16 protein-coding genes and 1 pseudogene are annotated in these 25452 nt (G+C 71.9%); 2 read left to right on the top strand and 15 right to left on the bottom strand.

Annotation, left to right across the window (positions count from 1 at the left end):
* Positions 1-17: 17 nt before the first annotated feature.
* Genes ACYVJJ_RS02530 through ACYVJJ_RS02540 form a run of 3 tightly spaced genes read right to left on the bottom strand, consistent with a single transcriptional unit; the run spans position 18 to position 7845 of the window.
* A complete protein-coding gene (locus ACYVJJ_RS02530) occupies positions 18-653 on the bottom strand; it encodes a sensor histidine kinase (protein WP_460830834.1) in 636 nt (211 codons plus the stop codon).
* Complete coding sequence (locus ACYVJJ_RS02535) at positions 650-2386, bottom strand: response regulator (protein ID WP_460830835.1); 1737 nt, start codon at positions 2384-2386, stop codon at positions 650-652. Before ACYVJJ_RS02535 ends, ACYVJJ_RS02530 begins: the two co-directional genes overlap by 4 nt.
* The gene (locus tag ACYVJJ_RS02540; RefSeq protein ID WP_460830836.1) at positions 2371-7845 is read right to left on the bottom strand and encodes a HAMP domain-containing protein; all 5475 of its coding nucleotides are present in this window, start codon (positions 7843-7845) and stop codon (positions 2371-2373) included. Before ACYVJJ_RS02540 ends, ACYVJJ_RS02535 begins: the two co-directional genes overlap by 16 nt.
* A gap of 198 nt (positions 7846-8043) precedes the next feature.
* Here ACYVJJ_RS02540 and ACYVJJ_RS02545 point away from each other — a divergent pair, with 198 nt between their 5' ends.
* Entirely contained in the window at positions 8044-11028 is a 2985-nt protein-coding gene (locus ACYVJJ_RS02545) for a sensor domain-containing protein (RefSeq protein WP_460830837.1), read from the top strand.
* A gap of 351 nt (positions 11029-11379) precedes the next feature.
* Here the strand turns inward: ACYVJJ_RS02545 and glnA are convergent, their stop codons facing one another.
* Positions 11380-12789, bottom strand: a complete 1410-nt coding sequence (glnA, locus tag ACYVJJ_RS02550) for a type I glutamate--ammonia ligase (protein WP_460830839.1) — start codon at positions 12787-12789, stop codon at positions 11380-11382.
* A 239-nt stretch (positions 12790-13028) separates the two neighbouring features.
* Between glnA and ACYVJJ_RS02555 the strand changes: the two genes are divergently transcribed.
* Positions 13029-13877 (top strand): undecaprenyl-diphosphate phosphatase, encoded by an 849-nt coding sequence (locus ACYVJJ_RS02555; RefSeq protein WP_460830840.1) that lies wholly within the window; start codon positions 13029-13031, stop codon positions 13875-13877.
* A 249-nt stretch (positions 13878-14126) separates the two neighbouring features.
* Here ACYVJJ_RS02555 and ACYVJJ_RS02560 read toward each other — a convergent pair whose 3' ends face one another.
* The 11 genes and pseudogenes from ACYVJJ_RS02560 to ACYVJJ_RS02610 form a co-directional block, all read right to left on the bottom strand.
* The gene (locus ACYVJJ_RS02560; protein ID WP_460830842.1) at positions 14127-15056 is read right to left on the bottom strand and encodes a DUF6929 family protein; all 930 of its coding nucleotides are present in this window, start codon (positions 15054-15056) and stop codon (positions 14127-14129) included.
* Positions 15057-15220: 164 nt separating this feature from the next.
* Positions 15221-15790 carry a glutathione peroxidase gene (locus tag ACYVJJ_RS02565; RefSeq protein ID WP_460830843.1) on the bottom strand — a complete coding sequence of 190 codons (570 nt, stop codon included), beginning with the start codon at positions 15788-15790 and terminating at the stop codon, positions 15221-15223.
* Between the two features lie 43 nt (positions 15791-15833).
* Positions 15834-17150 (bottom strand): PAS domain-containing protein, encoded by a 1317-nt coding sequence (locus ACYVJJ_RS02570; protein WP_460830844.1) that lies wholly within the window; start codon positions 17148-17150, stop codon positions 15834-15836.
* A gap of 155 nt (positions 17151-17305) precedes the next feature.
* The gene (locus ACYVJJ_RS02575; RefSeq protein WP_460830846.1) at positions 17306-18430 is read right to left on the bottom strand and encodes a COG3904 family protein; all 1125 of its coding nucleotides are present in this window, start codon (positions 18428-18430) and stop codon (positions 17306-17308) included.
* A gap of 139 nt (positions 18431-18569) precedes the next feature.
* Entirely contained in the window at positions 18570-19202 is a 633-nt protein-coding gene (locus ACYVJJ_RS02580) for a YbhB/YbcL family Raf kinase inhibitor-like protein (RefSeq protein WP_460830847.1), read from the bottom strand.
* 14 nt (positions 19203-19216) lie between these two features.
* Positions 19217-21286, bottom strand: a complete 2070-nt coding sequence (locus ACYVJJ_RS02585; RefSeq protein ID WP_460830848.1) for a tetratricopeptide repeat protein — start codon at positions 21284-21286, stop codon at positions 19217-19219.
* Between the two features lie 69 nt (positions 21287-21355).
* A complete protein-coding gene (locus ACYVJJ_RS02590) occupies positions 21356-22348 on the bottom strand; it encodes a YheT family hydrolase (RefSeq protein ID WP_460830887.1) in 993 nt (330 codons plus the stop codon).
* Positions 22345-23221 (bottom strand): annotated as a pseudogene (locus ACYVJJ_RS02595) (lysophospholipid acyltransferase family protein). Before ACYVJJ_RS02595 ends, ACYVJJ_RS02590 begins: the two are co-directional and overlap by 4 nt.
* The gene (locus ACYVJJ_RS02600; protein WP_460830850.1) at positions 23179-23616 is read right to left on the bottom strand and encodes a hotdog fold thioesterase; all 438 of its coding nucleotides are present in this window, start codon (positions 23614-23616) and stop codon (positions 23179-23181) included. The pseudogene ACYVJJ_RS02595 and the gene ACYVJJ_RS02600 overlap by 43 nt, the downstream one beginning before the upstream one ends.
* A gap of 356 nt (positions 23617-23972) precedes the next feature.
* Complete coding sequence (locus tag ACYVJJ_RS02605) at positions 23973-24167, bottom strand: hypothetical protein (RefSeq protein ID WP_460830851.1); 195 nt, start codon at positions 24165-24167, stop codon at positions 23973-23975.
* 655 nt (positions 24168-24822) lie between these two features.
* Positions 24823-25452: phospholipase D-like domain-containing protein (locus tag ACYVJJ_RS02610; RefSeq protein ID WP_460830852.1), on the bottom strand; the 630-nt coding region annotated here is incomplete at its 5' end.

Consider the following 25452-nt stretch of genomic DNA (forward strand, 5'->3'; position numbering starts at 1 on the left):
GCATGCCATCGCGCCGATCAGGCCGTGAGCGGCAGCTCCATGCGGAAGGCGAGCCCCGGGTCGAGCGCGTGCGCGACCAGCGTGCCGCCGTGCGCGCGGACGATCGCGTCGGCCACCATCAGGCGCAGGCCGAGGCCGAGGTCGTACGGCTCCGGCAGCGGCGAGGTGAGCAGTGCGGCGGTGTCGAGGGCCGGACCGCGGTCGGCCACCTCGACGATCGCGCGGCTGCCCTCGCGCCAGGCGTGCAGCTCGGGCGGCGCCCCGTCGCGCCACTGGGCGAAGGCGAGCAGCGCGGCGATCGCCTGCGCGAGGCGGTTCTCGTCGCCGTCGACCTGCGCGCCGTGCACCTCGGGGCCGACGTCCGACACCGTCATGCAGCCGGGCACGGTGCCGATGGCCATGTCGATCACGAAGGCGATGTCGGCGGGGCGCCGCCGGCTGATCAGCCGGCCCTCCTGCGCACGCGCCCAGTCGCCGAGTTCCTCGATCATGCCCGCCATGCGGCGCGACTGCCGCTCGATCGTCTCGGCGAGTTCGATGCGGCGCTCCTCCGGCAACTCCGGGCGGCGCAGCAGGTAGGCCGCGGTCTGCAGCGGCGACAGCGGCCCCTTGAGGTCGTGCACCAGGCGTTCGAACAACGGGCGGTCGTTCATCGCGCCTCCATGCGGTAGGCCGGCAGCGCGGCGAGCAGGCGACAGATGGCGTCGATCTCCGGGGGTTTGACGAGGTGGTGGTCGAAGCCGGCCTCGGCGGTGCGGCGGCGGTCCTCGGGCTGGCCCCAGCCGGTCACCGCGACCAGCGTGAGCCCGGCGCCGAAGCGCGACTCGCGCAACTGGCGCGCCACGTCGTAGCCGCTGAGGCCGGGCATGCCGATGTCGAGGAGGACCACGTCGGGTGCGAAGTCCTCGACCGCTTTTTCCGCCATGCGCGGGTCGTAGATGCGTTGCGCCTCGTGGCCGAGCATCTCGAGCATCATCGCCAGCGTGTCGGCCGAGTCGCAGTTGTCGTCGACCACCAGGATCCGGCGCGGCTGCGCGGCAGCGATCGGCGCGTCGTCGACGACCGCGACGGCACCGGCCGCGCCGAGCGGCAGGCGCACGCTGAAGCGGCTGCCGCGGCCGAGGCCGTCGCTGGCCGCGGCGACTTCACCGCCGTGCATCTCCACGAGCCTCCGCACCAGCGTGAGGCCGATGCCGAGGCCGCCGCGTGCGCGCTCGATCGAGGTGTCGACCTGCGCGAACGGCTCGAAGATCGCCTCGACCTGCTCGGGCGCCAGGCCGATGCCCTGGTCCTGCACGTGCACCGCGATGCGATCACCGTCGCGCACCGCCTCGACACGGATCGGCTGCGCGGGGTCGGAATACTTCGCGGCATTGCTGATGAGGTTGCCGAAGACCTGCGACAGGCGCTCGGGATCGGCGCGCAGCGGCACGTCCTCGAGCGGCAGGTGCAGCTCGAGCGAATGCCCGGCCTCGCGCAGCAAGGGCTCCACGCTCTCCACGGCCGCGCGCAGCACGGCCTCGAGCGTCGTGGGCGTCTGCCGCAGGGTGAGCTTGTCCTGGCTGATGCGCGCGATGTCGAGCAGATCGTCGATCAGCCGCACCAGCAGGCCGAGCTGGCGGTCCATCGCGTCCTGCAGGGCCGGGCCCACCGGCCCGCCGAGCTTCATCACGTTCACCGCATTGCCGAGCGCGGCGAGCGGATTGCGCAACTCGTGCGCGAGCGTGGCGAGGAACTGGTCCTTGCGCCGGTCGTGCTCGAGCAGGCGCGCCTGCACCCGCTCGCGCTCGGCCATCTGCGCCTGCAGCTCGATGTTGCGCTGGGCGAGCGCGACGTTCGCCGCGCGTAGCGACTCGTTGAGCGCCTCGAGCTCGCGCGCCTTCTCGACGCGCAGGTCCTCGTTCGACTTCGCCAGCTGCTCGTTGGCGACCTGCAGCTCGCGACGCTTGCGGTAGAGCTCGACCAGCACCGAGACCTTGCTGCGCATGATCTCGGGGATCACCGGGACCATCACGTAGTCGACCGCGCCGAGCTTGTAGCCGCGCAGGCGGTCGAGGTCGGAGACGTTGACCGCGGTGACGAAGATGATCGGCGTCTTCTCGAAGCGCGGGTGCTGGTGGATCAGGCTCGCGGTCTCGAAACCGTCCATGCCGGGCATGTTGACGTCGAGCAGGATCAGCGCGGCCTCGTGCTCCATCAGGAACCTGAGCGCCTCGATGCCCGAGGTCGCCTCGACGAGGTTCTCGCCGAGCGGCTCGAGGATCGCGCGGTACGACAGCAGGCGGCCCGGCTGGTCGTCGACCAGCAGGATCGTCACCGGCTCGTGCGCGGCCTGCGGCGGCGCCGCGGCCGTATCGGGCACGGGCGTGTTCAGCGATGCAGCCACTGGCGCAGGACTCCGAGGAGCTGGTCGGTGACGACCGGCTTGGCGAGGTAGTCGGAGGCACCGGCCTCCAGGCACTTCTCGCGGTCACCCTTCATCGCCTTGGCGGTCAGCGCGACGATCGGGATGGCGCGCGCGTCCGGGTCCTTGCGGATCGCGCGCATGGTGTCGTAGCCATCCATGCCCGGCATCATGATGTCCATCAGGATGATGTCGATGTCGTGGTCGACCGTCACCTTCTGCACCGCCTCGCGGCCGTTGTTCGCGGTGATGACCTCCATGCCGTGGCGCTCGAGCACGATCGAGAGCGCGAAGATGTTGCGCATGTCGTCGTCGACGACCAGCACGCGCTTGGCCTGCAGCACCTCGTCCGACTCGGTGAGGCGCTTGACCATCTTCTGCTTGTGCTCGGGCAGGTCGGCGATCACGCGGTGCAGCAGCAGCGCGGTCTCGTCGAGCAGGCGCTCGGGTGATTCCACGCCCTTGATCACGACCGACTTGGCCGCGCGCTTGAGGCGCGCGTCCTCCTCGTGCGAGAGCTCCTTGCCGGTGAAGACCACCACCGGGATGTCACGCAGCGGCTCCTCGGCCTGGAGCGCGTCGAGCAACTCGAAGCCCGTCATGTCGGGCAGGCGCAGGTCGAGCACGACGCACTCGTAGCCGCCGCGGCGCAGGTGCTCGAGCGCTTCGGCGCCCGTGCCCACGCTGTCGATCGAGAGGTCGTCGTGCTGGATCAGCGCCTCGATCGACATGCGCTCGGCGGCGTCGTCCTCGACGACCAGCAGCTTCTTGACCCGCGGGCGCGCGTACTCGCGCATGCGGTCGAGCGCCGAGCCGATCGCGTCGGAGCTCGACGGCTTGGCGACGTAGCTGAAGGCGCCGCGCTCGAGCGAGTGGTGGCGGTCTTCCTCGACGGTGACGATCTGCACCGGGATGTGGCGCGTGTTGGCGTCCTGCTTGAGGCGGGCGAGCACCGTCCAGCCGAGCATGTCGGGCAGGAAGATGTCGAGACTGATCGCGTTCGGGCTGTACTCGCGCACCAGCTTCAGCGCGTCGGCGCCGCGATTGGCGACCAGCACGTTGAAGCCGCGCGAGCGCGCGAGGTCGCGCATCACCGCGGCGTAGCGCGGATCGTCCTCGACGACCAGCAGCGTCGGCCGCTCGGTGTCCAGCCGCTCGCGGTCGTCGCTGACCGCCTCGGGCGTGGGCAGGGCCATCGCCTCGGTCTCCGCGTCGGCCGCGGCGAGCGCCATCGCATTGGACAGGCCGGGCCGCGGGCGCGGCGACTCGGCGACTTCCGGCTGGGTGTAGCGCAGCGGCAGGTAGAGCGTGAACGTCGAGCCCTTGCCCGGCTGGCTGGAGAGCGTGAGCTCGCCGCCGAGCAGGCCCGCGATCTCGCGCGAGATCGCCAGGCCCAGGCCCGTGCCGCCGTACTTGCGCGAGGTGCCGGCGTCGGCCTGCTGGAAGGCTTCGAAGACGATGCGCTGCTTGTCGGCCGAAATGCCGATGCCGGTGTCGGTGACGTCGATCGCGATCACGGTCGGCGAGGTGTCGAGCACCTTGTGGCCTTCGGTCCAGCCGCCGCGCACGACGCGGCCGGCCATGCGGACCGATCCGTGCTCGGTGAACTTCATCGCGTTCGACAGCAGGTTCTTGAGGATCTGCTGCAGGCGCTTCGGGTCGGTGGTGAGCGACCGCCCGAGCTCGGCGGGGAAGTCGACGGAGAAGTCGAGGCCGCGGCGCTCGGCCTCGTGGCGGAAGCCGCGCTCCATGTTCTCGCGCAGGTGCGCGAAGGTGATGTCCTCGGTCTCGATCGTGACCGTGCCCGACTCGATCTTGGAAAGATCCAGGATGTCGGAGATCAGGTTGAGCAGGTCGGTGCCGGCGGCGTGGATGGTCTTGGCGAACTCGACCTGGCGCGGGGTGAGGTTGGTCTCCGGGTTCTCGGCGAGCTGCTGGCCGAGGATCAGGATCGAGTTGAGCGGCGTGCGCAGCTCGTGCGACATGTTCGCGAGGAACTCGGACTTGTAGCGCGAGGTGAGCGCGAGCTCCGCGGCCTTGGCCTCGAGCTCGCGGCGGGCCTGCTCGATCTGCTGGTTCTTGGTCTCGACCTCGGCCTTCTGCTCGGCGAGCAGCGCGGCCTTGAGCGCGATTTCCTCGTTGGTCTGCTGCAGCTCGGTCTGCTGCGACTGCAGCTCGGCGGCGAGCTGCTGGGACTGCTTGAGCAGGCCCTCGGTGCGCATGCCGGCCTCGATCGTGTTGAGCACGATGCCGATCGAGCCGCTGAGCTGGCCGAGGAAGGTGCGGTGTACCTCGTTGAAGGCGTGCACCGAGGCGAGCTCGATGACCGCCTTGACCTCGTCCTCGAACAGCACGGGCAGCACGATCACGTTGCGCGGGCTCACGCTGAGCAGGCCCGAGCGCACCTGCACGAGCTCGCCCGGGATGTCCTCGAGCAGGATCATGCGCCCTTCGGCGGCGCACTGGCCGATCAGGCCGTCGCCGAGCTCGAGCGTATGGTTGAGCGGCGCGACCGGCGCGTCGGCATAGCCGGCGAGCTGGCGCAGGCGACGATGGCCGACGTCCTCGTCGGCCTCGACGACGTACATCAGGCCCTGCTGCGCATTGACCAGCGGCGCGAGCTCGCTGAGCAGCTGCTGGCCGAGCGTCACGATGTCGCGCTGGCCCTGCATCATCGCGCCGAACGCGGCGAGGTTGGTCTTGAGCCAGTCCTGCTCGCGGTTCGACTCGGTGGTCGCGCGCAGCGTGGAGATCATCACGTTGATGTTGTCGCGCAGGTCCGCGACCTCGCCGCGCGCGTCGACCGTGACCGAGCGCGTGAGGTCGTTCTGCGTCACCGCGGTCGCCACTTCGGCGATCGCGCGGACCTGCGTGGTGAGGTTCGCCGCGAGCTCGTTGACGTTCGCGGTAAGGTCCTTCCACGCGCCCGCGGTGCCCGGCACGTTCGCCTGGCCGCCGAGGCGGCCTTCGACGCCGACCTCGCGCGCCACCGTCGACACCTGGTCGGCGAAGATCGCGAGGGTGTCGGTCATCGAGTTGATCGTGTCGGCGAGCTCGGCGATCTCGCCCTTCGCCTCCACGGTGAGCTTCTGGCGCAGGTCGCCGTTCGCGACCGCCGTCACGACCTTCGCGATGCCGCGCACCTGCGTGGTGAGGTTGGCCGCCATCCAGTTGACGTTGTCGGTGAGGTCCTTCCACGTACCGGCGACGCCCGGCACCGAGGCCTGGCCGCCGAGCTTGCCCTCGGTGCCGACCTCGCGCGCCACGCGCGTGACTTCCGCGGCGAAGCCGTTGAGCTGGTCCACCATCACGTTGAGGGTGTTCTTCAGCTGCAGGATCTCGCCCTTCGCATCGACCTCGATCTTCTTCGAGAGGTCGCCTCGCGCCACGGCCGTCGCCACTTCGGCGATGTTTCGCACCTGCGTGGTGAGGTTCGACGCCATCGAGTTGACGTTGTCGGTGAGGTCCTTCCACGTGCCGGCGACGCCGGGCACCGAGGCCTGGCCGCCGAGCTTGCCCTCGGTACCGACCTCGCGCGCCACGCGCGTCACTTCCGCGGCGAAGCCGTTGAGCTGGTCGACCATCGTGTTGATGGTGACCTTGAGCTCGAGGATCTCGCCCTTCACGTCCACCGCGATCTTGCGCGAGAGGTCGCCCTTCGCCACCGCGGTGGTGACTTCGGCGATGTTTCGCACCTGCGCGGTGAGGTTGGAGGCCATGGAGTTCACCGAGTCGGTGAGGTCCTTCCATGTGCCCGCCACGCCCGGTACCTGCGCCTGGCCGCCGAGGCGGCCTTCGGTACCCACCTCGCGCGCCACGCGCGTCACTTCCGCGGCGAAGCCGTTGAGCTGGTCCACCATCGTGTTGATGGTGTCCTTGAGCTCGCGGATCTCGCCCTTCACGTCCACCGTGATCTTGCGCGAGAGGTCGCCTCGCGCCACGGCCGTCGTCACTTCCGCGATGTTTCGTACCTGACCCGTCAGGTTCGAGGCCATCGCATTCACGGACTCGGTGAGATCGCCCCACGTACCCGCCACGCCCGGCACGACCGCCTGGCCGCCGAGGCGGCCTTCGGTGCCGACCTCGCGCGCCACGCGCGTCACTTCCGCCGCGAAGCCGTTGAGCTGATCGACCATCGTGTTGATGGTCTCCTTCAGCTGCAGGATCTCGCCGCGCACGTCCACGGTGATCTTGCGCGAGAGGTCGCCCTTCGCCACCGCGGTGGTCACGTCGGCGATGTTGCGCACCTGCAGCGTCAGGTTCGACGCCATCAGGTTCACGTTGTCCGTGAGGTCCTTCCACGTACCGGCGACGCCCGGCACGTCGGCCTGGCCACCGAGCTTGCCTTCGGTACCGACTTCTCGGGCCACGCGCGTCACTTCCGCGGCGAAGCCGTTGAGCTGGTCCACCATCGTGTTGATGGTGTTCTTGAGCTCGAGGATCTCGCCGCGCACGTCGACGGTGATCTTGCGCGAGAGGTCGCCCTTCGCCACCGCGGTGGTCACCTCGGCGATGTTGCGCACCTGACTCGTCAGGTTCGACGCCATCGCGTTCACCGAGTCGGTGAGGTCCTTCCACGTGCCGGCCACGCCCGGCACGATCGCCTGGCCGCCGAGCTTGCCCTCGGTGCCGACCTCGCGCGCCACGCGCGTCACTTCCGAGGCGAAGCCGCGCAGCTGGTCCACCATCGTGTTGATGGCTTCCTTGAGCTGCAGGATCTCGCCGCGCACGTCCACGGTGATCTTGCGCGAGAGGTCGCCGTTCGCCACGGCGATGGTCACCTCGGCGATGTTGCGGACCTGCGCCGTGAGGTTCGACGCCATCTGGTTCACGGAGTCCGTGAGGTCCTTCCAGACGCCGGAGACGCCGACCACCTTCGCCTGGCCGCCGAGCACGCCGGCGGTGCCGACCTCGAGCGCCACGCGCGTGACCTCGGACGAGAACTCGCCCATCTGCTCGATCATGCGGTTGACGATCGTCGCCGAGCGCAGGAACTCGCCCTGCAGCGGGCGGCCGTCGGCATCGAGTGGCACCTGGCGGGTGAGGTCGCCCTTGGCGACACCCGCGATGGCCTCGGTCATCGTCTCGACCGGCCGCACGAGGTCGTCGATCAGCTCATTGACCGAGCGCTCCATGTCGGCCCACTGGCCGCGGCGCGCGGCCGGCGTCACGCGCTGGCGCGTCTGGCCCTCGCGGCCGACGGTCTGCCCGACGCGGGCGAGCTCGCGGGCGAGCTCGCGGTTCTGCGCCACGATCTCGTTGAACGCCTCGGCCAGGCGGCCGGCGATGCCGTCCCAGTGGCGCGGCACGTTGACGTCGAAATCGCCGCCCTGCACCGCCGCCATCGCGGCGAGCAGTTCGTGGAGCGGGTCCTCGAAAACGGGCGGGCGGGCTGCATTCTTGGCGGCGGAACGGCTGCGCCGCACGGTGGCTTCGGTCACGGAATTTCTCGCAAGGCCCGACCCCACGGGCATGGACGCGCGAGTCTATCGGCGGGAATGTGCACGACTCATTCACACGGCTCTAACGGAATCGCGCAAGTCATTGATTTCTCTGGCGCGTGGCCGTGAAGGCGGGGTGGAAGGCGTTCAGCCCCCAGCAGAGGCAGTCCCGGGTACATCGCTTGCATGGTCGCGCGCATGAGCCTGCCCGCGAGCCCGATCCCGTCGAACGCCCCGGCACCCGTCGCCTGGTCGATCGACGATGCCTTCCGCCGCAGCAGCGCGGCGCTCGCGCTGATCGGCTTCGACGGCCGCTGGCTCGAGCTCAACGCGGCGGCGGCGCGGCTGTTCGGCCGCCCGCGCACGAGTCTCGTCGGTCGGCCGCTGCAGGCCGACTGCGAGCTGGCCGATGCGCTCGGACTGGTCGACCGCATCGAGCAGGTGCTGCGCGACGGGATTCCGGCGTTCGGCCTGGAGCTGCGGATCCCGCGGCTCGACGGCAGCCGCACCCGGCTCCGGCTGGACGCCTCCGTGGTGCGCGGCCGCGGCGGCAGCGGGCCGGCCTACCTCTGCGCGAGCCTGACGGACGTCACCGCCGAGCACCGCATGCGCGAGGAGCGCGACGCCTTCTTCGACCTGAGCGCCGACCCGCTCGCGATCGCCGCGCCCGACGGCCGGCTGCTGCGGGTCAATGCCGCCTGGACGGCACTGCTGGGCTGGACGTCGTCGGACATGGCCGAGCGGCCCCTCCTCGACTTCGTGCATCCCGACGACCGCACGCGCACGCTCGCCGAGCAGCAGGCGGCGTTCGACGGCCAGCCGACGCCGCGCTTCCGCAACCGCTACCGCAGCCGCGGCGGGCACTACCGCTGGCTGGAATGGCATTCGCGCCGTGGCGACGACGGCCGCCTGTACTGCACCGCGCGCGACGTGACGGAGCAGCAGCAGGCGCTGCTGATCTTCGAGGCGGAGATGCAGCGCCGCCGGCAGGCGCTCGACGAGGCGGAGCAGCGGCTCGGCGTGCACGTCAACAACACCCCGCTCGCGGTCGTCGAATTCGACGAGCGCCTGCGCGTGCGGCGCTGGTCGACGCGCGCCGAGGCACTGTTCGGCTGGCCGGAGGAACAGGTCGTCGGCGATCGCCCCGACCAGTGGCGCTTCATCCACGAGGCCGATGCCGACAACGTCGCCACCGCCATGCTCTCGCTGGTGACCGGCGAAACGCCGAGCCAGGTCATCCGCAACCGCAACCACACGCGCGATGGCGCCACCGTGCACTGCGAGTGGTTCATGTCGGCGGTGTTCGACGACGAGGGCCGGCTGCTGTCGATCCTCGCCTTCGCGCAGGACATCACCGCGCGCGTCGCCGCGGAGGCCGAATCCGCCGAGCGCGAGGCGCTGTTCCGCGCGACGTTCGAGCAGGCCCCGGTGGGCATCGCCCACGTCGGGATCGACGGCCGCTGGCTGCGCGTCAACGACACGCTCTGCCGCCTGCTCGGGCGCGACGCCGCCACGCTGATGAGCCTGACCTTCCAGGACATCACGCACCCGGACGACCTCGAAAGCGATCTGGACCGCCTCGACGACCTGCTGGCCGGGCGCATCCAGCGTTACGAGATGCGCAAGCGCTACCTGCGTCCCGACGGCCACGACGTGTGGGCGCAGCTCACCGTCTCGCTGCGCCGCGCGGACGACGGCACGCCGCTGCACTTCATCTCGGTCGTCGAGGACATCGTCGACACCGTGCAGGCCGAGCTCTCGCTGCGCGCCGCGCACTCGATGCTGGAGACGCGCGTGGCCGAGCGCACGCAGGCGCTCGCGCAGGCCAACCGCACGCTCGCCGTCGAGGTCGAGCAGCGCCGGGAGATCGAGATCGCGCTGCGCGACAACGAGCTGCGCATGCGCAGCATCCTGGAGAACTCGCACGATGCCTTCGTCGCGAGCGACGAGGCGGGGCGCGTCGTGGAGTGGAACCGCGCGGCCGAAGCGATCTTCGGCTGGCGCCGCAGCGAGGCGCTCGGTCGCTCGATGAGCGAGCTGATCATCCCGCCCGCGCTGCGCGAGGCGCATGAGCGCGGCATGGCGCGCTTCATCACGGGCAGCGTCGCCTCGCGCGTGCTCGACCAGCGCCTGCAGCTGCCGGCGCGCCATCGCAACGGGCGCGAGTTTCCCGTCGAGCTCACGATCAGCCTCGTGACGCTCGGAACGCGGCGGCTGTTCACCGCCTTCCTGCACGACATCTCCGATCGCGTGGCCGCCGAGCAGCAGCTCCGCGACAGCGAGAACCGCGTTCGCACGATCACCGACAACGTGCCCGCGATGATCGCCTACGTCGGGCCGGACCTGCGCTACCGCTTCGCCAACGAGGCCTACCGCGCGTGGTTCGGGCATCGCGGCGACGCGGCCGGCCTGCACATGCGCGAGATGCTCGGCGCCGAGCAGTTCCCCGAGGCCGAGCCGTATCTCCAGCGCGTGCTCGCGGGCGAGCGGGTGAGCTTCGACCGGCAGACGCGCGCCGCCGACGGCAGCATGCGCTACGAGCACGTGACCTACGTGCCCGATGCCGCGTCCGACGCCGGCACCGGCGCCTGCGGCTTCTTCATCGCCGCGCACGACGTCACCGCGCACCGGCGCCTCGCCGACGTCATGGAGGCGCGCGCGCTCGCCGACGAACTCACGGGCCTGCCCAATCGCGCCGGGTGGATGCGTGCGCTGGACGCGGGTCTCGGCGTGGCGGGCGCGACCGGCGCGGGCGTGGCCGTGCTGTTCCTCGACCTCGACGGCTTCAAGCAGGTCAACGACGTGCACGGCCACGAGGCCGGCGACACGGTGCTGCGTGTCTTCGCGCAGCGCCTGCGGGCGGCGATGGGTGACGGCGTGGTCGCGCGCCTGGCGGGCGACGAGTTCGTCGCACTGCTGACCGATCCGCACGACGCACGGACGCTCGCCGAACGCGCCGCGCGTACGGTCCAGGCGTCGATGGCCGAGCCGATCGACGTGGGCACCGCGCGGCTGAGGATGCACGGCAGCATCGGCATCGCGGTGCAGCGCGCCGGGCCGTTCGCCGCCGCGCGCCTGGTGCAGGCGGCGGATGCCGCGATGTACGACGCCAAGCGCGAGACGGGCGGCGCCTATCGCGTGCACGAACTGGCGGACGAGGCCGTCGCGATCGCGGCGACCTGAAGCTCTGGGACATCGATCGCGCCCCGGCGCCGGCATCGTCTCGCGGCGGGTTTCGGTATCGCGGCTGCGCGCATCACCCATCGTCATGCGCGTCGATGTGGCGCGGGCCTATTCGCCGAGCGCGGGCGCGAAAACGCAGCGGCCCGGAGCTTGCGCCCCGGGCCGCCGGTCGATCCGACGAGTCGCGTCGATTCGTCGGGTGCATCGATTACCGGAGTGCGTGAGGGTGGACGGCGCGCGCGGCACGCCCGCACGTTCGCCCGAGTTTCCGCCGCGCCGGATATTGACCCGACGCGACGGACGGCCCTCAGCCCTCAGCCCTCAGCCCTCAGCCCTCAGCCCTCAGCCTGATCAGATCGTGTAGTACATCTGGTACTCGAGCGGATGCGTCGCCGCGCGGAAGGCGGTGACCTCCTTCATCTTCAGCGCGATGTAGGCGTCGATGAAGTCGTCGGTGAACACGCCGCCGGCCTTGAGGAAGTCGCGGTCGGCATCGAGCGCGTCGAGCGCCTGGTCGAGCGAATGGCAGACCGTCGGAATGCCCTTCTCCTCTTCCGGCGGCAGGTCGTAGAGATCCTTGTCGCTCGGCGCACCCGGGTCGATCTGGTTCTTGATGCCGTCCAGGCCGGCCATCATCAGCGCGGCGAAGATCAGGTAGCCGGAGTTCATCGGGTCGGGGAAGCGGAACTCCACGCGCCGCGCCTTCGGGTTCGCCACGAACGGGATGCGGCACGAGGCCGAGCGGTTCGACGCCGAGTAGGCGAGCATCACCGGGGCTTCAAAGCCCGGCACCAGGCGCTTGTACGAGTTCGTCGTCGAGTTGCAGAACGCGTTGAGCGCGCGGGCGTGCTTGAAGATGCCGCCGATGTACCAGAGCGCGGTCTGCGACAGGCCGCCGTAGCCGTCGCCATTGAACAGGTTGGTGCCGCCCTTGGCGAGCGACTGGTGCACGTGCATGCCGGAGCCGTTGTCGCCGACGATCGGCTTGGGCATGAAGGTCGCGGTCTTGCCGTTGCGGTGCGCGACGTTCTTGATGACGTACTTGAGCGTGGTGAGCTCGTCGGCCTTCTTCACCAGCGTGTTGAACTTGACGCCGATCTCGCACTGGCCGGCGTTGGCTACCTCGTGGTGGTGCACCTCGACTTCCTGCCCGACGGCGGCGAGCGTCTTGCACATCTCGGCGCGGATGTCGTGCAGGGAGTCGAGCGGCGCGACCGGGAAGTAGCCGCCCTTCACCATCGGGCGGTAGCCCGTGTTGCCGCCCTGGTAGTCGCGGCCGGAGTTCCAGTGCGCCTCTTCCGAGTCGACGTGGAAGAACGTGTGGCCCATCTCGTTGGCGAAGCGCACCGAGTCGAAGATGAAGAACTCGGGCTCGGGACCGAAGAAGGCGGTGTCGGCGATGCCCGACGACTTCAGGAAGGCCTCGGCGCGCTTGGCGATGCCGCGCGGATCGCGCGAATAGCCCTGCATCGTGGTCGGGTCGAGGATGTCGCAGATCAGCACCAGCGTCGGGTCCGCGGTGAACGGATCGAGGAAGGCGGTCGACGGATCGGGCAGCAGCACCATGTCGGACTGCTGGATGCCGCGCCAGCCCGAAATCGACGAGCCGTCGAACATCTTGCCGTCCTCGAACAGCGAGGCCTCGATGATCGACGCCGGGAACGTCACGTGGTGCTGGACGCCGCGCATGTCGGTGAAGCGCAGGTCGACGAATTCGACGGCGTGGTCGCGGATGAGCTTTTCGACGTTCTCGAGGGACATGGCGGCTCCGAGGGAGGGCAAGGGCGCGGCGCGGGATTGCGCTGACCCGGTCTTCACAGCAAGGACGATGCCAACCGGCCGCTTCGGTTAACTGCTTGATATCTATGGAAGCAATGCACTGCAGGCGCCGAAAACCGCACCATTGACGTGCACCGGCCGTGACGCGGCACCAGCATGGTGCATGCCTGTGGAACGGTCCCAGCCCGTACCATGCGGCCCTCGCCCCAGCGACCCGCCCGATGTCCGACCTGATCAACGCCCTGCTGCTCGGCATCATCGAGGGCATCACCGAGTTCCTGCCGATCTCCAGCACGGGCCACCTGCTGATCGCCGAGCGCTGGCTCGGGCATCGCTCCGACCTGTTCAACGTGGCGATCCAGGCGGGTGCGATCCTCGCCGTGGTCGTGATCTATCGCGAGCGCCTGTGGGGCCTGCTCAATGCATTCCTCGGCCGCGACACCGCGGCGCGCTTCGATCCGCTCGGCGTGGACATCAGCCCGGCCGAATGGCGCAGCTATGCCTACAAGCTCGGGACGGCGTTCGCGGTCACCGCCGTGCTGGGCATCGTGGTCAAGAAGCTCGGGTTCGAGTTGCCGGAGACGGTGAAGCCGATCGCCTGGGCGCTGGTCATCGGCGCGGTCTGGATGGTGCTGGCCGAACATCTCGCCGCACGCCGCGCGGCGGCCATCGGCGAGCGCACCACGGTGACGTGGACGGTCGCGATCCTGGTCGGCGTGGCGCAGGTCGTCGCGGGCGTGTTTCCCGGCACGTCGCGGTCGGCCGCGACGATCTTCGTCGCGCTGCTCGCCGGCACGACGTCGCGCGCGGCGGCGACCGAGTTCGCCTTCCTCGTCGGCATCCCGACCATGTTCGGCGCGACGGCCTACGAGCTCGTCGACGTGATCGGCGAAGGCGGCGCGGCGCAGGAGGACTGGGCCGCGCTCGGGGTCGCATTCGTGGCGTCGATGGTGACCGCGTTCGTCGCGGTGAAGTGGCTGCTGCGCTACATCCAGACCCACCGCTTCACCGCATTCGCGGTCTACCGGCTGGTACTGGGTGTCGCCCTGCTGGGGCTCGTGCCGGGCTGACCGGCGACGGGCGAATGCCGGGCCGACGACGGCCCCGGTCGCGGCGCCCCGCGAGCGGCTGTGGGGCGAGCGCGGATGTGGCGCACAGCGGATGCCTCGCGCATCCGACGTCCACCGGCCGACGCCGCGATCGTCGGAGCGCCGACATGACCCTGCGCGACGCCACCATCGCGTTGGCCACGGCGAAGGCCGGCATCGACGGCGGCGCATCATCGCGGCGGGCGGTCCGCGCGCCGCCCGGTGCCCGGCTCAGCCGCGAAAGCCCGGCGGCGGCCAGTGCAGGCGGCGCAGCTCGGAGGGCACGTCGGGCGAATCGGCGTCGGTGGTCATCCAGAGCATGTCGTGGGCGTCGAAGGCGAGGCCTTCCACCTTGTGATGGCCCGCGAGCTGCGCCCGCCAGGCCACCTCGCCGTCCGCCTCGCAGACCATCAGCATGCTGCCCTCGAAGGCGCCGTCGTCGTAGGTGTTGGACGTGGCTTCCGCCGTGGCGGTGAGCAGCCATCGCCCGCCATCGAGCCCGACGGCGTCGCCGATGCCGAGCGGCACGTCGCCACCGCGGCCCAGATCGATCTCGGCGAATCGCACCGGAGGCACGTCGGCGCCGTCGTCCTCGGCGAGCAGGAAGCCGACCGCGTCATCGAGCCCGAGGCGGAACCATCCATTCGACGGCGCCTTGGCGTGGGCGCGGCTGAACAGCCACAGCTCGTCGTCGCGGACGAGCGCGGCCTCGATGTTCAGGTGCGCCCGGTGCGCACGCAACGCGTCGTGCAGGCGCGCGAGCGACACGCGCCGCGGAACACCGCCGAGGCGGCCATCGGCCTCGAGCGGGATCACGTAGGCGACGTCGCGCGTCGGCCGCGAGCCGGAGCCCCAGGCAACCAGCATCGACGGCCGCTGCGCGCGCGGCGGCACGTGGACGAGCACCTCGAAGTCGCGCTTGCGGCGCTTGCGCTCGGCCGGATCCGCGGGCAGCGGCGCGTCGCCGAGCGGCCGCATCCCGATGGCGGCGGTGTCCACGCCGGCGCGTGGCAGCGTGATCAGGTGGTTCTCGTCGTCGGCGACGACGTAGAACCAGTCACCGACGAGGACCAGGCCGCTGGCCGAACTGATGTGCGGCTGGCCGCGGGGGTGGGCGGCCGGGTCGATCTCCAGGCGGCGGACGAGCGCGGACGTGAGCATCGCGATACCGGGCGGCGGGCGCCCGAGTATGTCCGGGCGGCCCGGAAAGCGACGTGCGGTCGCGTGCGGGCACGGCGCCCGGTAGGCGGCCACGGCACCGGCGCACGGGGCGGTCGACCCGTCGCCGGTGCCGGCCGCGCGTCGTGCAGGCCGCGCCGTGCGCCTTACTTCGGCCGCGGCTTCGCGAGTTCGCGCTCGATCGCGGCCACGATCGCCGGATCGTCCGGCTTGACCTTGCTGCCCCAGGTGGCGGCGATCCGGCCGTCGCGGCCGAGCAGGTACTTGTGGAAGTTCCACTTCGGCGCCTCGCCGGACGCCTGCGCGAGCTGGCGGTACAGCGGATGCGCCTGGTCGCCGACGACGTGCGTCTTCTGGAACATCGGGAACTTCACGCCGTAGGTGAGCGTGCAGAACTCCTGGATCTGTTTCTCGTCGTCGAATTCCTGTGCCTTGAAGTCACCCGAGGGAAAGCCGAGCACGGCGAAGCCCTTCGGGCGGTACTTCGCGTGGAGCTTTTCCAGCGCCTCGAACTGCGGAGTGAAGCCGCACTTGCTGGCGGTGTTGACCACCAGCAGCACCTGCCCGCCATACGCCTTGCGCAGGTTCACGGGGGTCTTGCCGGCGAGCGGGCGGAACGCGTGGCCGAGCAGGTCGGGCGCGGTCGCCGCGGGCACGGCGGCGCAGGTGGCGGCGAGCAGGACGGCGACGGCGGTGGTGCGCAGGGCGGACGGCATCGTGGGTTCCTCGGAAGCGGTGCGGGGTCAGTATGCGCGCGGCTCAGGCCGGGTCGGCGGTGCCGGCGTCCTGCAGCAGGGCGTCGAACACCGGCGCGCCATCGACCCAGGCCGCGCTCAGCGTCATCTCGATACGGAGCGGACGGCCGTCGCGATGCAGCGCCGGCAACTGGAGGCGCCGCCCGACCACGCCGCTGCGGCGCGAGGCCACGTAGCGGTTGAGGCCGTCGTGGTGCGCGTCGCGCATCGCCGGCGGGATCACGAGCTCGGCGAGCAGCCGGCCGCGCGCCTCGTCCGCCGTCCAGCCGAACAGCGCCTCGGCGGCGGGGTTCCACTCGAGCACGCGGCCGTCGGCGTCCATCGCGATGTGCGCATCGCGGCTCGCCGCGGTGAGCTGGCGCACCCGTGCATCGCCCCCGCGTGGCGCGCGCAGGCGCTGCGGGGCGTCGTCGAAGCTGCGCACCAGGCTCGTCACCCGGCCGCGCTCGTCCTCGAGTGGCACCGCCGACAGGCGCATCTCCACGCGGCTGCCGTCGCGTCGCCCGATCCACTCCAGCTGGCCTTCGACATCACCGTCGTCCGCCGCACAGCGGCGCGCTTCGGCGAGGAAGGCCGGCAGGCGCTCCGGAGCGATGAACGGCACCGCGCGGCCGATCGCTTCGTCCGCGCGCCAGCCGAGCAGGCGCTCGGCCGCGGCGTTCCACAGCTCGACGCGGCCGTCGAGGTCGTGCACCAGCATGGGCACGGGCGCGGCATCGAGGATCGCGGTCGCGCGCTGCAACGCGAACGAGCGCTCGACCAGCAGGCGCCGGCTCTCCTCGGCCACCAGGTGCCGCGCAATGATGCCGGCGACCAGCCCGGCGCACAGGCGGACCGCGTACTCGTGCACCTCGTCGAACGCGCCCGGGCGGTCGGAGACCACCTTGACCACGCCGACCGCGTCGTCGCGATGGATCAGCGGCACCACCAGCATCGAGCGGGCGCCGATGCGTCGGCAGGCCTCGCGGTCCACGCGGCGATCGTTCTCGGTGTCGTCGCAGTACTGCAGCGAGCGGAACGAGACGCACAGGCCCGACAGGCTCGTGCCGCGCGCCAGGCGCATGCCGACATGGCGCGCGATGCTGCCGGTGGCGGCGACGTACTCGAGCTCGTCGCCGTCGAGCAACTCGACCACGGCGCCGGTGGCGCCGGTCATCTCGCGCACGCGGGCGACGATGCGCTCCATCAGCATGTCACCGGGCAGGCCGAGCGCGGCGAGTTCGGCGAGGCCGTCGACGATCTGGCGCAGACGATCGCGGTCGCGGGCGAGTTCGAGCGTGCCCGATCCGACGCGATCATCGACCTCACCCGACCTGCGCATGCCTCGCCTCCCGCGCCTGCCGGCGCGATCGCCGGGGCACCTAGCCTAAGCCGTCACGCACCACTCGCCGGCCGGTGTGCGCGCGAATGCGACGACGCTCGCGCTTTGCCGATCGGTGTCCGCGGGACTCGGGTGGCGCGGATGGCGTGGTGCGCTCAGGGCGCGGTCGCGGCCTGTGTGGCGGTCGCACTGGCTTCGCTCGTGGCGCCGACGGCCGATCCGGCCTCCGCGGCCTGCGCTACGCGCGCGCGATGAGCCTCGACCAGCTGCAACCGGCGCGCCGCGTCGGCGAGCGGGGTCTCCGCCGGGCAGCGGGCATCGGGAAAGCCGAACGCCGCGCGCAGCTCCAGGCCGCAGCGCGTGCTCGTCTCCCAGTCGGCATCGGCGACGAGGCAGCGCTGCTCGTACTGGCGCTGGAAGGCATCGCGGCGGCGCACGAACTTTTCGCCGCACTTGCGCCGCGCGACGATCCGCTCGAGGTCGTCCTGCGCCGCATTGCGACCCTGCAGGCCGTAGAGGTCGAGCTCGTCGGCGGTGAGCACGCGCAGGCGCCGGTTGGGCACCGTCATCATCAGGTCGGCGACCGCGAGGGCGACGCCGTGGCGCTCGAAGTACTCGCGCACCAGGCCGTTGACCGTGCGCAGCTCCTCGTTGAGCTCGGCGCGCGAGGTCGCCGTCGAACGATCGCGCATCAGGCGGTGCACGCCGACGTCGCCCTCGATGTCGCGGTCGTCGGCGGCGGCGAGGATGAGCACGCAGGCGCTGTGGCAGTTCGCGCTCTCGCGGATGCGCACGGTCCAGCCGGTCTCGGCGAGCACGTCGCCGGCCTCGATCGCCTCCTCGATGATGCCGCCGGCGGAATCGAGGTCGAGCACGCGCTCGGGCAGGTCCATGCGCTCGGCCATCGCCGCGACGCGGCGGGCGAGCTCGCTGAAGCCCTCGTCGATGCGGCCGCTGTAGTGCAGGCGCACCAGCCCGGTCGACTGGCAGGCGGTCATCGCGTCGACGAGGCTGAAGAATTCGAGGGCGTCGAGTACGCGCGGGGCGTCGTCGGCATCCTCGCGCTCGCAACTGACCTCGGCATGGCCGCTGCCCACTCGCGCGGGGGGCCAGCGGGTGCTGGAGAGCGTGTCGGTGGGCTGCGGCTGCGGCGCCGCGAGGCGGGCCGGGGCCGGCGGGGCGTCCTCGCCGAGTACGACGGTCGGCGCGGGTGGCGGTGCGGGCGCCTGGGCGCAGGCGACGAGCCCGAGGGCGAGCACGAGCGGGGCGAGCCTGCGCATCGCCCCACCGATTCCCGATCGACCCGCCTGCTGCACTGCGACGCCTCCCGTACGGCCGGTCCCCCGGCGTGTCCGCATCATGGCGAGCCCGCGATGAACCCGCGCTGGGTCGCCCTGATGATCCTAACGGCCCGGTACGTCAGTCCTTCACCGCGGGATTCAGCGAATAGGTGGCGTGGATCGTCGCCTCGGCGAGCACGTGGCCGTGCATGGCCCGGAAGACGTCGGCGGCGGCGAACCGCGCCGGCAGGTCGAGCCGCTCGACATCGAGCGCGAACAGGCGGAAGAAGTAGCGGTGCAGGCGCAGGTCGTTCGGCGGCGGGAAAGGGCCGTCATAGCCGAGCCAGTCGCCCGCCATGTCCGCGTTCGACGCGAACCAGCCGGTGTAGTCGTTCAGGCCCTGGCGGCTGCCGGGCGGGCCCGCGGGCTCGCGCTTGCCGTGCGACACGACGCCGTCGCTGCAGGCACCGGCGGCGAGCTCGCGCATGTCGGCCGGGATGTCCGCCATCGCCCAGTGCACGAAGTCGCAGCGCGGCTGCTCGATCGGGATCTCGACGCCCGGCTTGCCCACCATCTCGGGCACCGTCGGCACGTCGGGGTCGACGACGACGAGCGCGAACGAGCGGGTTGCCGCCGGGACGTCGTCCCAGGCGAGGTGCGGGCTGCGGTTCGGCCCGAAGCCGACGCCCGCGGCATCGCCGGTGCGCACGCCCGCGGCGAATTCGCCCGGCAGGCGCTGGCGGTTCTCGAAGCTCTGGCTGGTCAGGCGCATGGGTCCTCCGGCGGTCAGTCGGTGTAGCCCAGCCGCGCGGCGACCGGGGCGAGTTCGGCAAAGGCCTCGGCGAGCGGGCCCTCGAAGCGGCGCCAGTGGCCGGCCGGCAGGCGCGCCGGGCCGAGCGCCTGCGCCGGCGGGATCGCGATCTCCGCCCGCAGGCTGTCGGCGAGCGCCTGGGTGAGCGCGCGCGGGTCGTCGCCGATCTCGTCGAGGCGGATGATCTTGAGCGAGAACAGCGCCTGCTCGTAGGCATCGGCCACCTGGTCGAGCACGCGCGCGAGCCACTGCGCGGCGATGCGCGGCGACTCCATCCGCAGCGGCACCGGGCTGCCGAAGGCGAGCCAGTCGAGCAGCATGTCGCGCGGATCGCGTACGGCGAACATCAGCACGGCCTCGGGCAGGTGCGGGCGCAGCGCGAGCAACAGGGCGTTGTCCCAGTGCAGCAGCCAGTCGAACACGTTGCCGTCCTCGACGCCACGGCTCGCCAGCGCGGCCCGCCACTGCGCGACCATGTAGGCCGGGTCGAGCTCGCCCGCCACGAGGCGCGGGGCGGTGTCCCAGCGCTGCAGCGGATCGTTCGGCGGCTGCGGGCCCAGGCGGTCGCTCCTCATCGGGCCGCCGGCGAGCTCGAGCGTGCGCGCGATGCGTTCCACCATCGAACCCGGTGCGCCCCAGAGCAGCAGCACGCCGGGCGCGTCCTCCGCCACCGGCGCGGTCTCCGGCCACGGGCCGGCATGCCCGGTCACCGGCGGCAGCGGCAGGCGCTGGTCCGCGGCATCGGCCTGCAGGGCGGTCCAGGTCGCGACGGCCTCGTCGGCGCGGCCGGCCTGGTCGAGCGCGAAGCCGAGCAGTTGCTGCAGGCCGCGACGCACGTCCGCATCGGGCGCGCGCTCGGCGAGCTCGCGCAACCGCGCGGCCGCGGCGTCGGGCTCGCGCTGCATGAGCCCGTCGAGCAGGCGCATCTCGGCCTGCGTGTGGCCGGGCTCGAGCTCGACCACGCGCTGCGCGGCGGTCTCGGCGCCATCGCGATCACCCGCCGCGTCGAGTGCGGTGATGCGCGCCACCAGCGCGGGCACGTGGTCGGGCATCGCGGTGGTCCAGCGGTCGATGACCGCGCGGGCCTCGTCGCCCGCGAACGTCTCCACCCCCAGGCGCGCGAGCCAGAGGTCGGGCACGTGCGGATGCGTGGCGAGCGCGGCGTCGAGCGTGCTGCGGGCGTCGTCGCGGTCGTCGCGCTGCTGCCACGCGCGCAACAGCACCGAGAGCGTGCGGCGGTCGCCGGGCAGCATCGCGAGGGCATGCTTGAGGCGCGGCAGCGCGGCGTCGACCTGCCCGGCTTCGACCTCGAGCTCGCCGACCAGGCGATGCAGCGCGGGGCTCGCCGCCGGGTCGTCGAGCAGTGGCGCGAGCTCGGCCGCGGCCGGGCCCGGACGGCCCTGGCGACGTACGAGGTCGGCGATCAGCGCCTTGAGCGCGACGTGGTCGGGCTGTGCCTGCAGCACGCCGCGGAAGGCCTGTTCGGCGAAGGCCAGATGGCCCTGCGCGAGGTAGGCGAAGCCCAGCGCATGGCGCAGCATCGGCTCCTGCGGCGCGGCATCACTCGCGCGGGAGAGCAGCGCGAGCGCCTGGTCGGGCCGGCCGCGGCGCAGCGCGAGCGTGCCTTCCACCGCCGCGAGCTGCGGGTGCTCGGGCGCGATGCGCGCGGCGGTGCGCACGAGGCGCTCGGCCTCGTCGAGCTCGCCGCGTCCGAGCGCGAGCTGCGCCTGGATGATGTAGGCCGGGAACTGGTTCGGATCCAGGCCCACCGAACGCGCGAGTGCGGCCTGCGCGCGGTCGAGGTCGCGCACGTGCAGCAGCAGGCCGGCGCGCTCGAGGTGCAGGTCGGCGTCCTCCGGCGCGAGCGCCAGCGCGGCGTCGATCGCGGCGAGCGCGCCGGAATGATCGCCGGCCAGGCGCAGGGCGTGCGCCTGCAGGCGGCGCGCGGCCGGGTCGTCGGGCTGCAGCTCGACGAGTTCCTGCGCGGCGGCGAGCGCGGCGTCGGCGTCGCTGCGGCGGAGCGCGGCGAGGACGGTGTCGTACATGGGGCACCGGAATTTCGGGAATCGGCGATTGTAGCCATGCCGTCCGCGACGGGACGGCGCGCGGCGCGCTCAGGTCGCGGCGTCGAGCCGCTCGGCGATCCAGCGCTCGGCAAGGCCGTGCAGGCGCAGGTCCTCGAGGAAGCCGCAGTGGCCGCCGCGTGCGGTGATCGCGAGCCGAGCGGTCGGCGGGAGCACGAGGCGCGCGAAATCGTCGACCGGAATGACCGGATCGTCCGCGGCGGTGAGGATCTCGGCCGGCACGGCGAGCGCTTCGAGGCGGTCGCCGGCGATGGTGTAGCCGTCGAAGTAGTTCTCGATCGTGCCGAAGTCGGTATGGCGCTCGACCAGCCAGCGCGTGAGCTCGACGAGGCGCATCGACAGCGTGCGGTCGTCGAGGTGCAGCAAGTGCGGGAACAGCGCGCGCTTGCGCACGAGCGATGCGCGCCACTTGCGCTCGAAGTAGCGCCGGTACAGCCCGCCGCCCGCGTCCATCGCGGCCATCGTGCGCGCCGGGTCGAGCACCGGGCAGATCGCCGCGACTCGCTCGAGCGCAAGCCCCGCGCCCGGCGCGCGCAGCGCGAGGCGCAACACGAAGTTGCCGCCGAGCGAGTAGCCGGCCGCCACGAGGCGCGGCGCCGCAAACCGCTGCGCCACCTCCACCGCCGCGCGCACCACCTCGTCGATGCGGTTGGAGTGGAAGATCTGCTCGTTGAGGTGGTGGCTCTCGCCGTGGTCGCGGAAGTTCAGGCGGAACGTCGCCCAGCCGCGCGCGAGCAGCTCGGCGGCGGTCAGGCGCATGTAGCTCGACTCGGCGCTGCCCTCCCAGCCGTGCAGCAGCAGGGCGAGACCCTTGGCGGCGCCCCGCGCGGGCACGTCGTGCAGGCCGAGCAGGCGCACGCCGTCGCCGGCGTCGACGATGTGGGGGGTCGTCACCGGGCGCTGCGCCTGCAGGCGCGCGAGCCCGAGCCGGCGCCGCATCGGGCTCGAGCCGAGCATGGTCTGCACGTGCGGGCTGCGCAGCAGCCTCGGCGGGTCGAACACCGGGGGCGGCACCGCGCTCAGGCGCCGATCGCCTCGACGATGCGCTGGCGCGAGAGCTCGGCGATGCGGCGGCGGCCGTCCTCGGGGCCGGGGACGATCGGCTCGAGGAAGTGCACGGTCGCACTGCGCGCCGGCTCGCCGAGCAGGCGGAGGAAGTTGCCGGCGAAGCTTTCGCCACGCCCGAAGGCGACGACCTGCTGCGCCGCGCCGTCCACGCCGTAGACGAGCGCGACGGGCTGCACCGGCACGCCCGCCTCGACGGCCGCGGTGAAGATGCGCGCGTGGAACGGGCCGACTTCGCTGCCGCCGCGGGTGCCGCCCTCGGGGAACACGCCGACCGACTGGCCGCGCCGCAGGCGCCGCGCCATCTCGCCCATCACCCCGCCGAGCGACTCGGTGCTGCCGCGCCGGTGGAAGATCGTCTGCCCGCGCCGCGCGAGCCAGCCCACCAGCGGCCAGCGCTCGATCTCGGCCTTGGCGACGAAGCCCATCATCCGCTGGCTGTGCAGGATCGAGATGTCGACCCAGCCGACGTGATTGGCGACGAACAGCGTCGCGCCCGGCAGCGGCGCCCCGCGACGCGCCAGGCGAAAGCCGAAGATCCACATCAGCCCGGCCTGCCAGGCGCGGATGATCCGGTGCTGGAAGGGCTCGTCGCCCCAGCGCCAGCGGCGGCTGATGCGGGTGAGCAGCAGGAGCGTCACCGGCAGGTGCACGAGCGCATGCCAGGTGAGCAGCGGGATGCGGACGAGGTAACGCAGCGCGCGCAGCACGGGCGCGCCCGGTGCGGCGCCGGTGGGGGAAGACGGCGCGGTCATCCGTGAAAGCGTACCGGACCGGCGCGGCGCGCGTCAGCCGCGCGCGACCACCGCCAGCGTGAGGCGCGAGATGCAGACGAGCCGGCCGCGCGTGTCCTCGATACGGATCTCCCAGACGTGCGTGCTGGCGCCGACGTGCAGCGGCCGCGCGGTGCCGGTGACCTCGCCCTCGCGGACGCCACGCACGTGGTTGGCGTTGATCTCGATGCCCACGCAGACGCGGTCGGGCGGCACGCACAGGTTGCCGGCGGTGGAGCCGAGCGTCTCGGCGAGCAGCACCGAGGCGCCGCCGTGCAGCAGGCCGTAGGGCTGCATCGTGCGGGCGTCGACCGGCATGGTGCCGCGCAGGAAATCCGGGCCGAGCTCGGTGAAGCGGATCCCCAGCGGGATCATCACCGTGCCCTCGGAGAGCGCGTTGAGCTCGTCGAGCGTGGCGGTGCCGCGGAACGGCGAGGAGGCGGTTTCGGTCATCCCGGCAAGGTTACCTGCACCGGCGAGGCCACGCGGCGGCCCGGGATGTCGTGGCGCGGGCGCGCGCTCGGAAACGGGGTGCGCGCGTGGCGCAGGCCGACGCGGTCGCGGCCCGTGCTCGTCCATCGGGCCGGGCCGGGTGGCGCCGGTCGGCAGACGTCGGGCCGGAGCGACCTCGACGCCGACACCCGGGCGCCTTGCGGCAGCGGGGGCATCGGCGGAGGAACGACGCGGCGGCCGGGGGCCTGCGGACGACGGTGGAGCGGTGGGACGGTACGACGGACAGCGGCTTCAGCGGCAGGACACCGGCGGACCACCCGCCCGAGGGCGATGAACCCGGCGACCCGGGACGGCGATCAGGCGACGCGGAAGTGCGGGCCGGCCCACGGAGCGGTCGCGTAGCGGCGGGTGGAGGCATAGCCGCTGCTCTTGCCGTAGCCGACGCCGAAATCGCGGTCGCGGGTGCCGAGGCGGGCGGTGCTGGCGGCCGTGAAGGCGACGACGCGCGCGTCGGTCGGGTTCGGGCGGGAGGTGGTGGTCGTGGCGTTCATGGCGATCTCTTGGAGGGGTTAGTGGCTTGGTGTGTTGGTAAAGTACAACACCACATCGATACTCACGTGTGCCATAAGTCACCCCACCGATGGGCTAGGGCTCGAGGCGTTACGGGGAGCGGGATACGTGGCACCGGGCGGCGCAAGCGCCCCGCCCGTTCCTCTGGGATGCCGGCCTGGGGCGGACCGTTGCAGCCCTGCCAATGCGAGCGCCCTGCGGTAGGCCTGCATGCGCCGTCCTGGCGGCCGTGCCGGTCGTGCCACGCGCTCGTGGCGCGGTGCTCATTGGCACCGGATGGCTGCAGGTGACCTTGCGGCGATGTTCGATGCGGAGTCACCGCGGCGAAGGCGAACTGGCGATCGTCCTGCGGGCAGACGTCCTGCGGACAAACAGCTCGCGCCGACTCACGCAGCGCAGCGCCACGCCACCCCCGTCGCATTCCCCGGCGCCCGTCCTGCATCGCGACCACCTGCAGCGGCCCGGCGGAACCTGCGTCGCGCGCCCTCGCACGACGCGGCGGCGGATTGCCTCACGTCGCCGCATCGCGTCACTGCATCACCGCGTCGCAATGCACACCGAAGGGTTTCGCATGGACGGTGCTGCCTGTATCCCGCGCGCCACCGCGGCGGGAGTCTGCGATGGCACCGGCCCGCGCTAGAGGATCGGCGCGAGCCCCGCGCCGAACGCGGTGGTGATGCGCGTGAGCACGCGCTTGAGGCCGAGCGCGACCTCCGGGAAGTCGCCCACCGGTGCGTAGCAGTCGCGGAAGCGCGGATGCGTCGGCGGCAACGGCTGCGGGCACTCGGGCGTGGCACGGAACTCGTAGCTCGTCGCGTAGCGCCGCGGCCAGAAGTCGAACAGCGGCAGCTGCTCGAATGCCTTGCCGAGCGAATAGTCCGCGCCCGACAGCACCGGGAGCTTGTCGCGCGGCGCGATCACCCACGAGTTCGCCGGCGCGATGTCGCGCCCGATGCTCGCCGCGAGCTGGCGCGCGAACGCCGCATCGCGGATCACCACCATCGATTCGGTGTTGTAGCGGTCGCCACGCGGATCGAAGTTGTGCGTGCCCACCACGCCGACCGTCTCGTCCACCACCAGCGACTTCGCGTGCAGGCCCATGCGCACGCCGGCACGCTTGAGCGGCACCGGCGCGTTCGCATAGCGGCTGCCGTAGGCGAGCGCGCTGAACTCGCGGGCGAGCGGGCGCGGCGCCTGCGCGCGGCGCGCGGCGGCCTGGATGCGGGCCTGCTCGCGGCCCACCACGCTGCGGCGGTCGAAGCCCGT

This window comes from Lysobacter humi (ex Lee et al. 2017) (assembly GCF_054781815.1).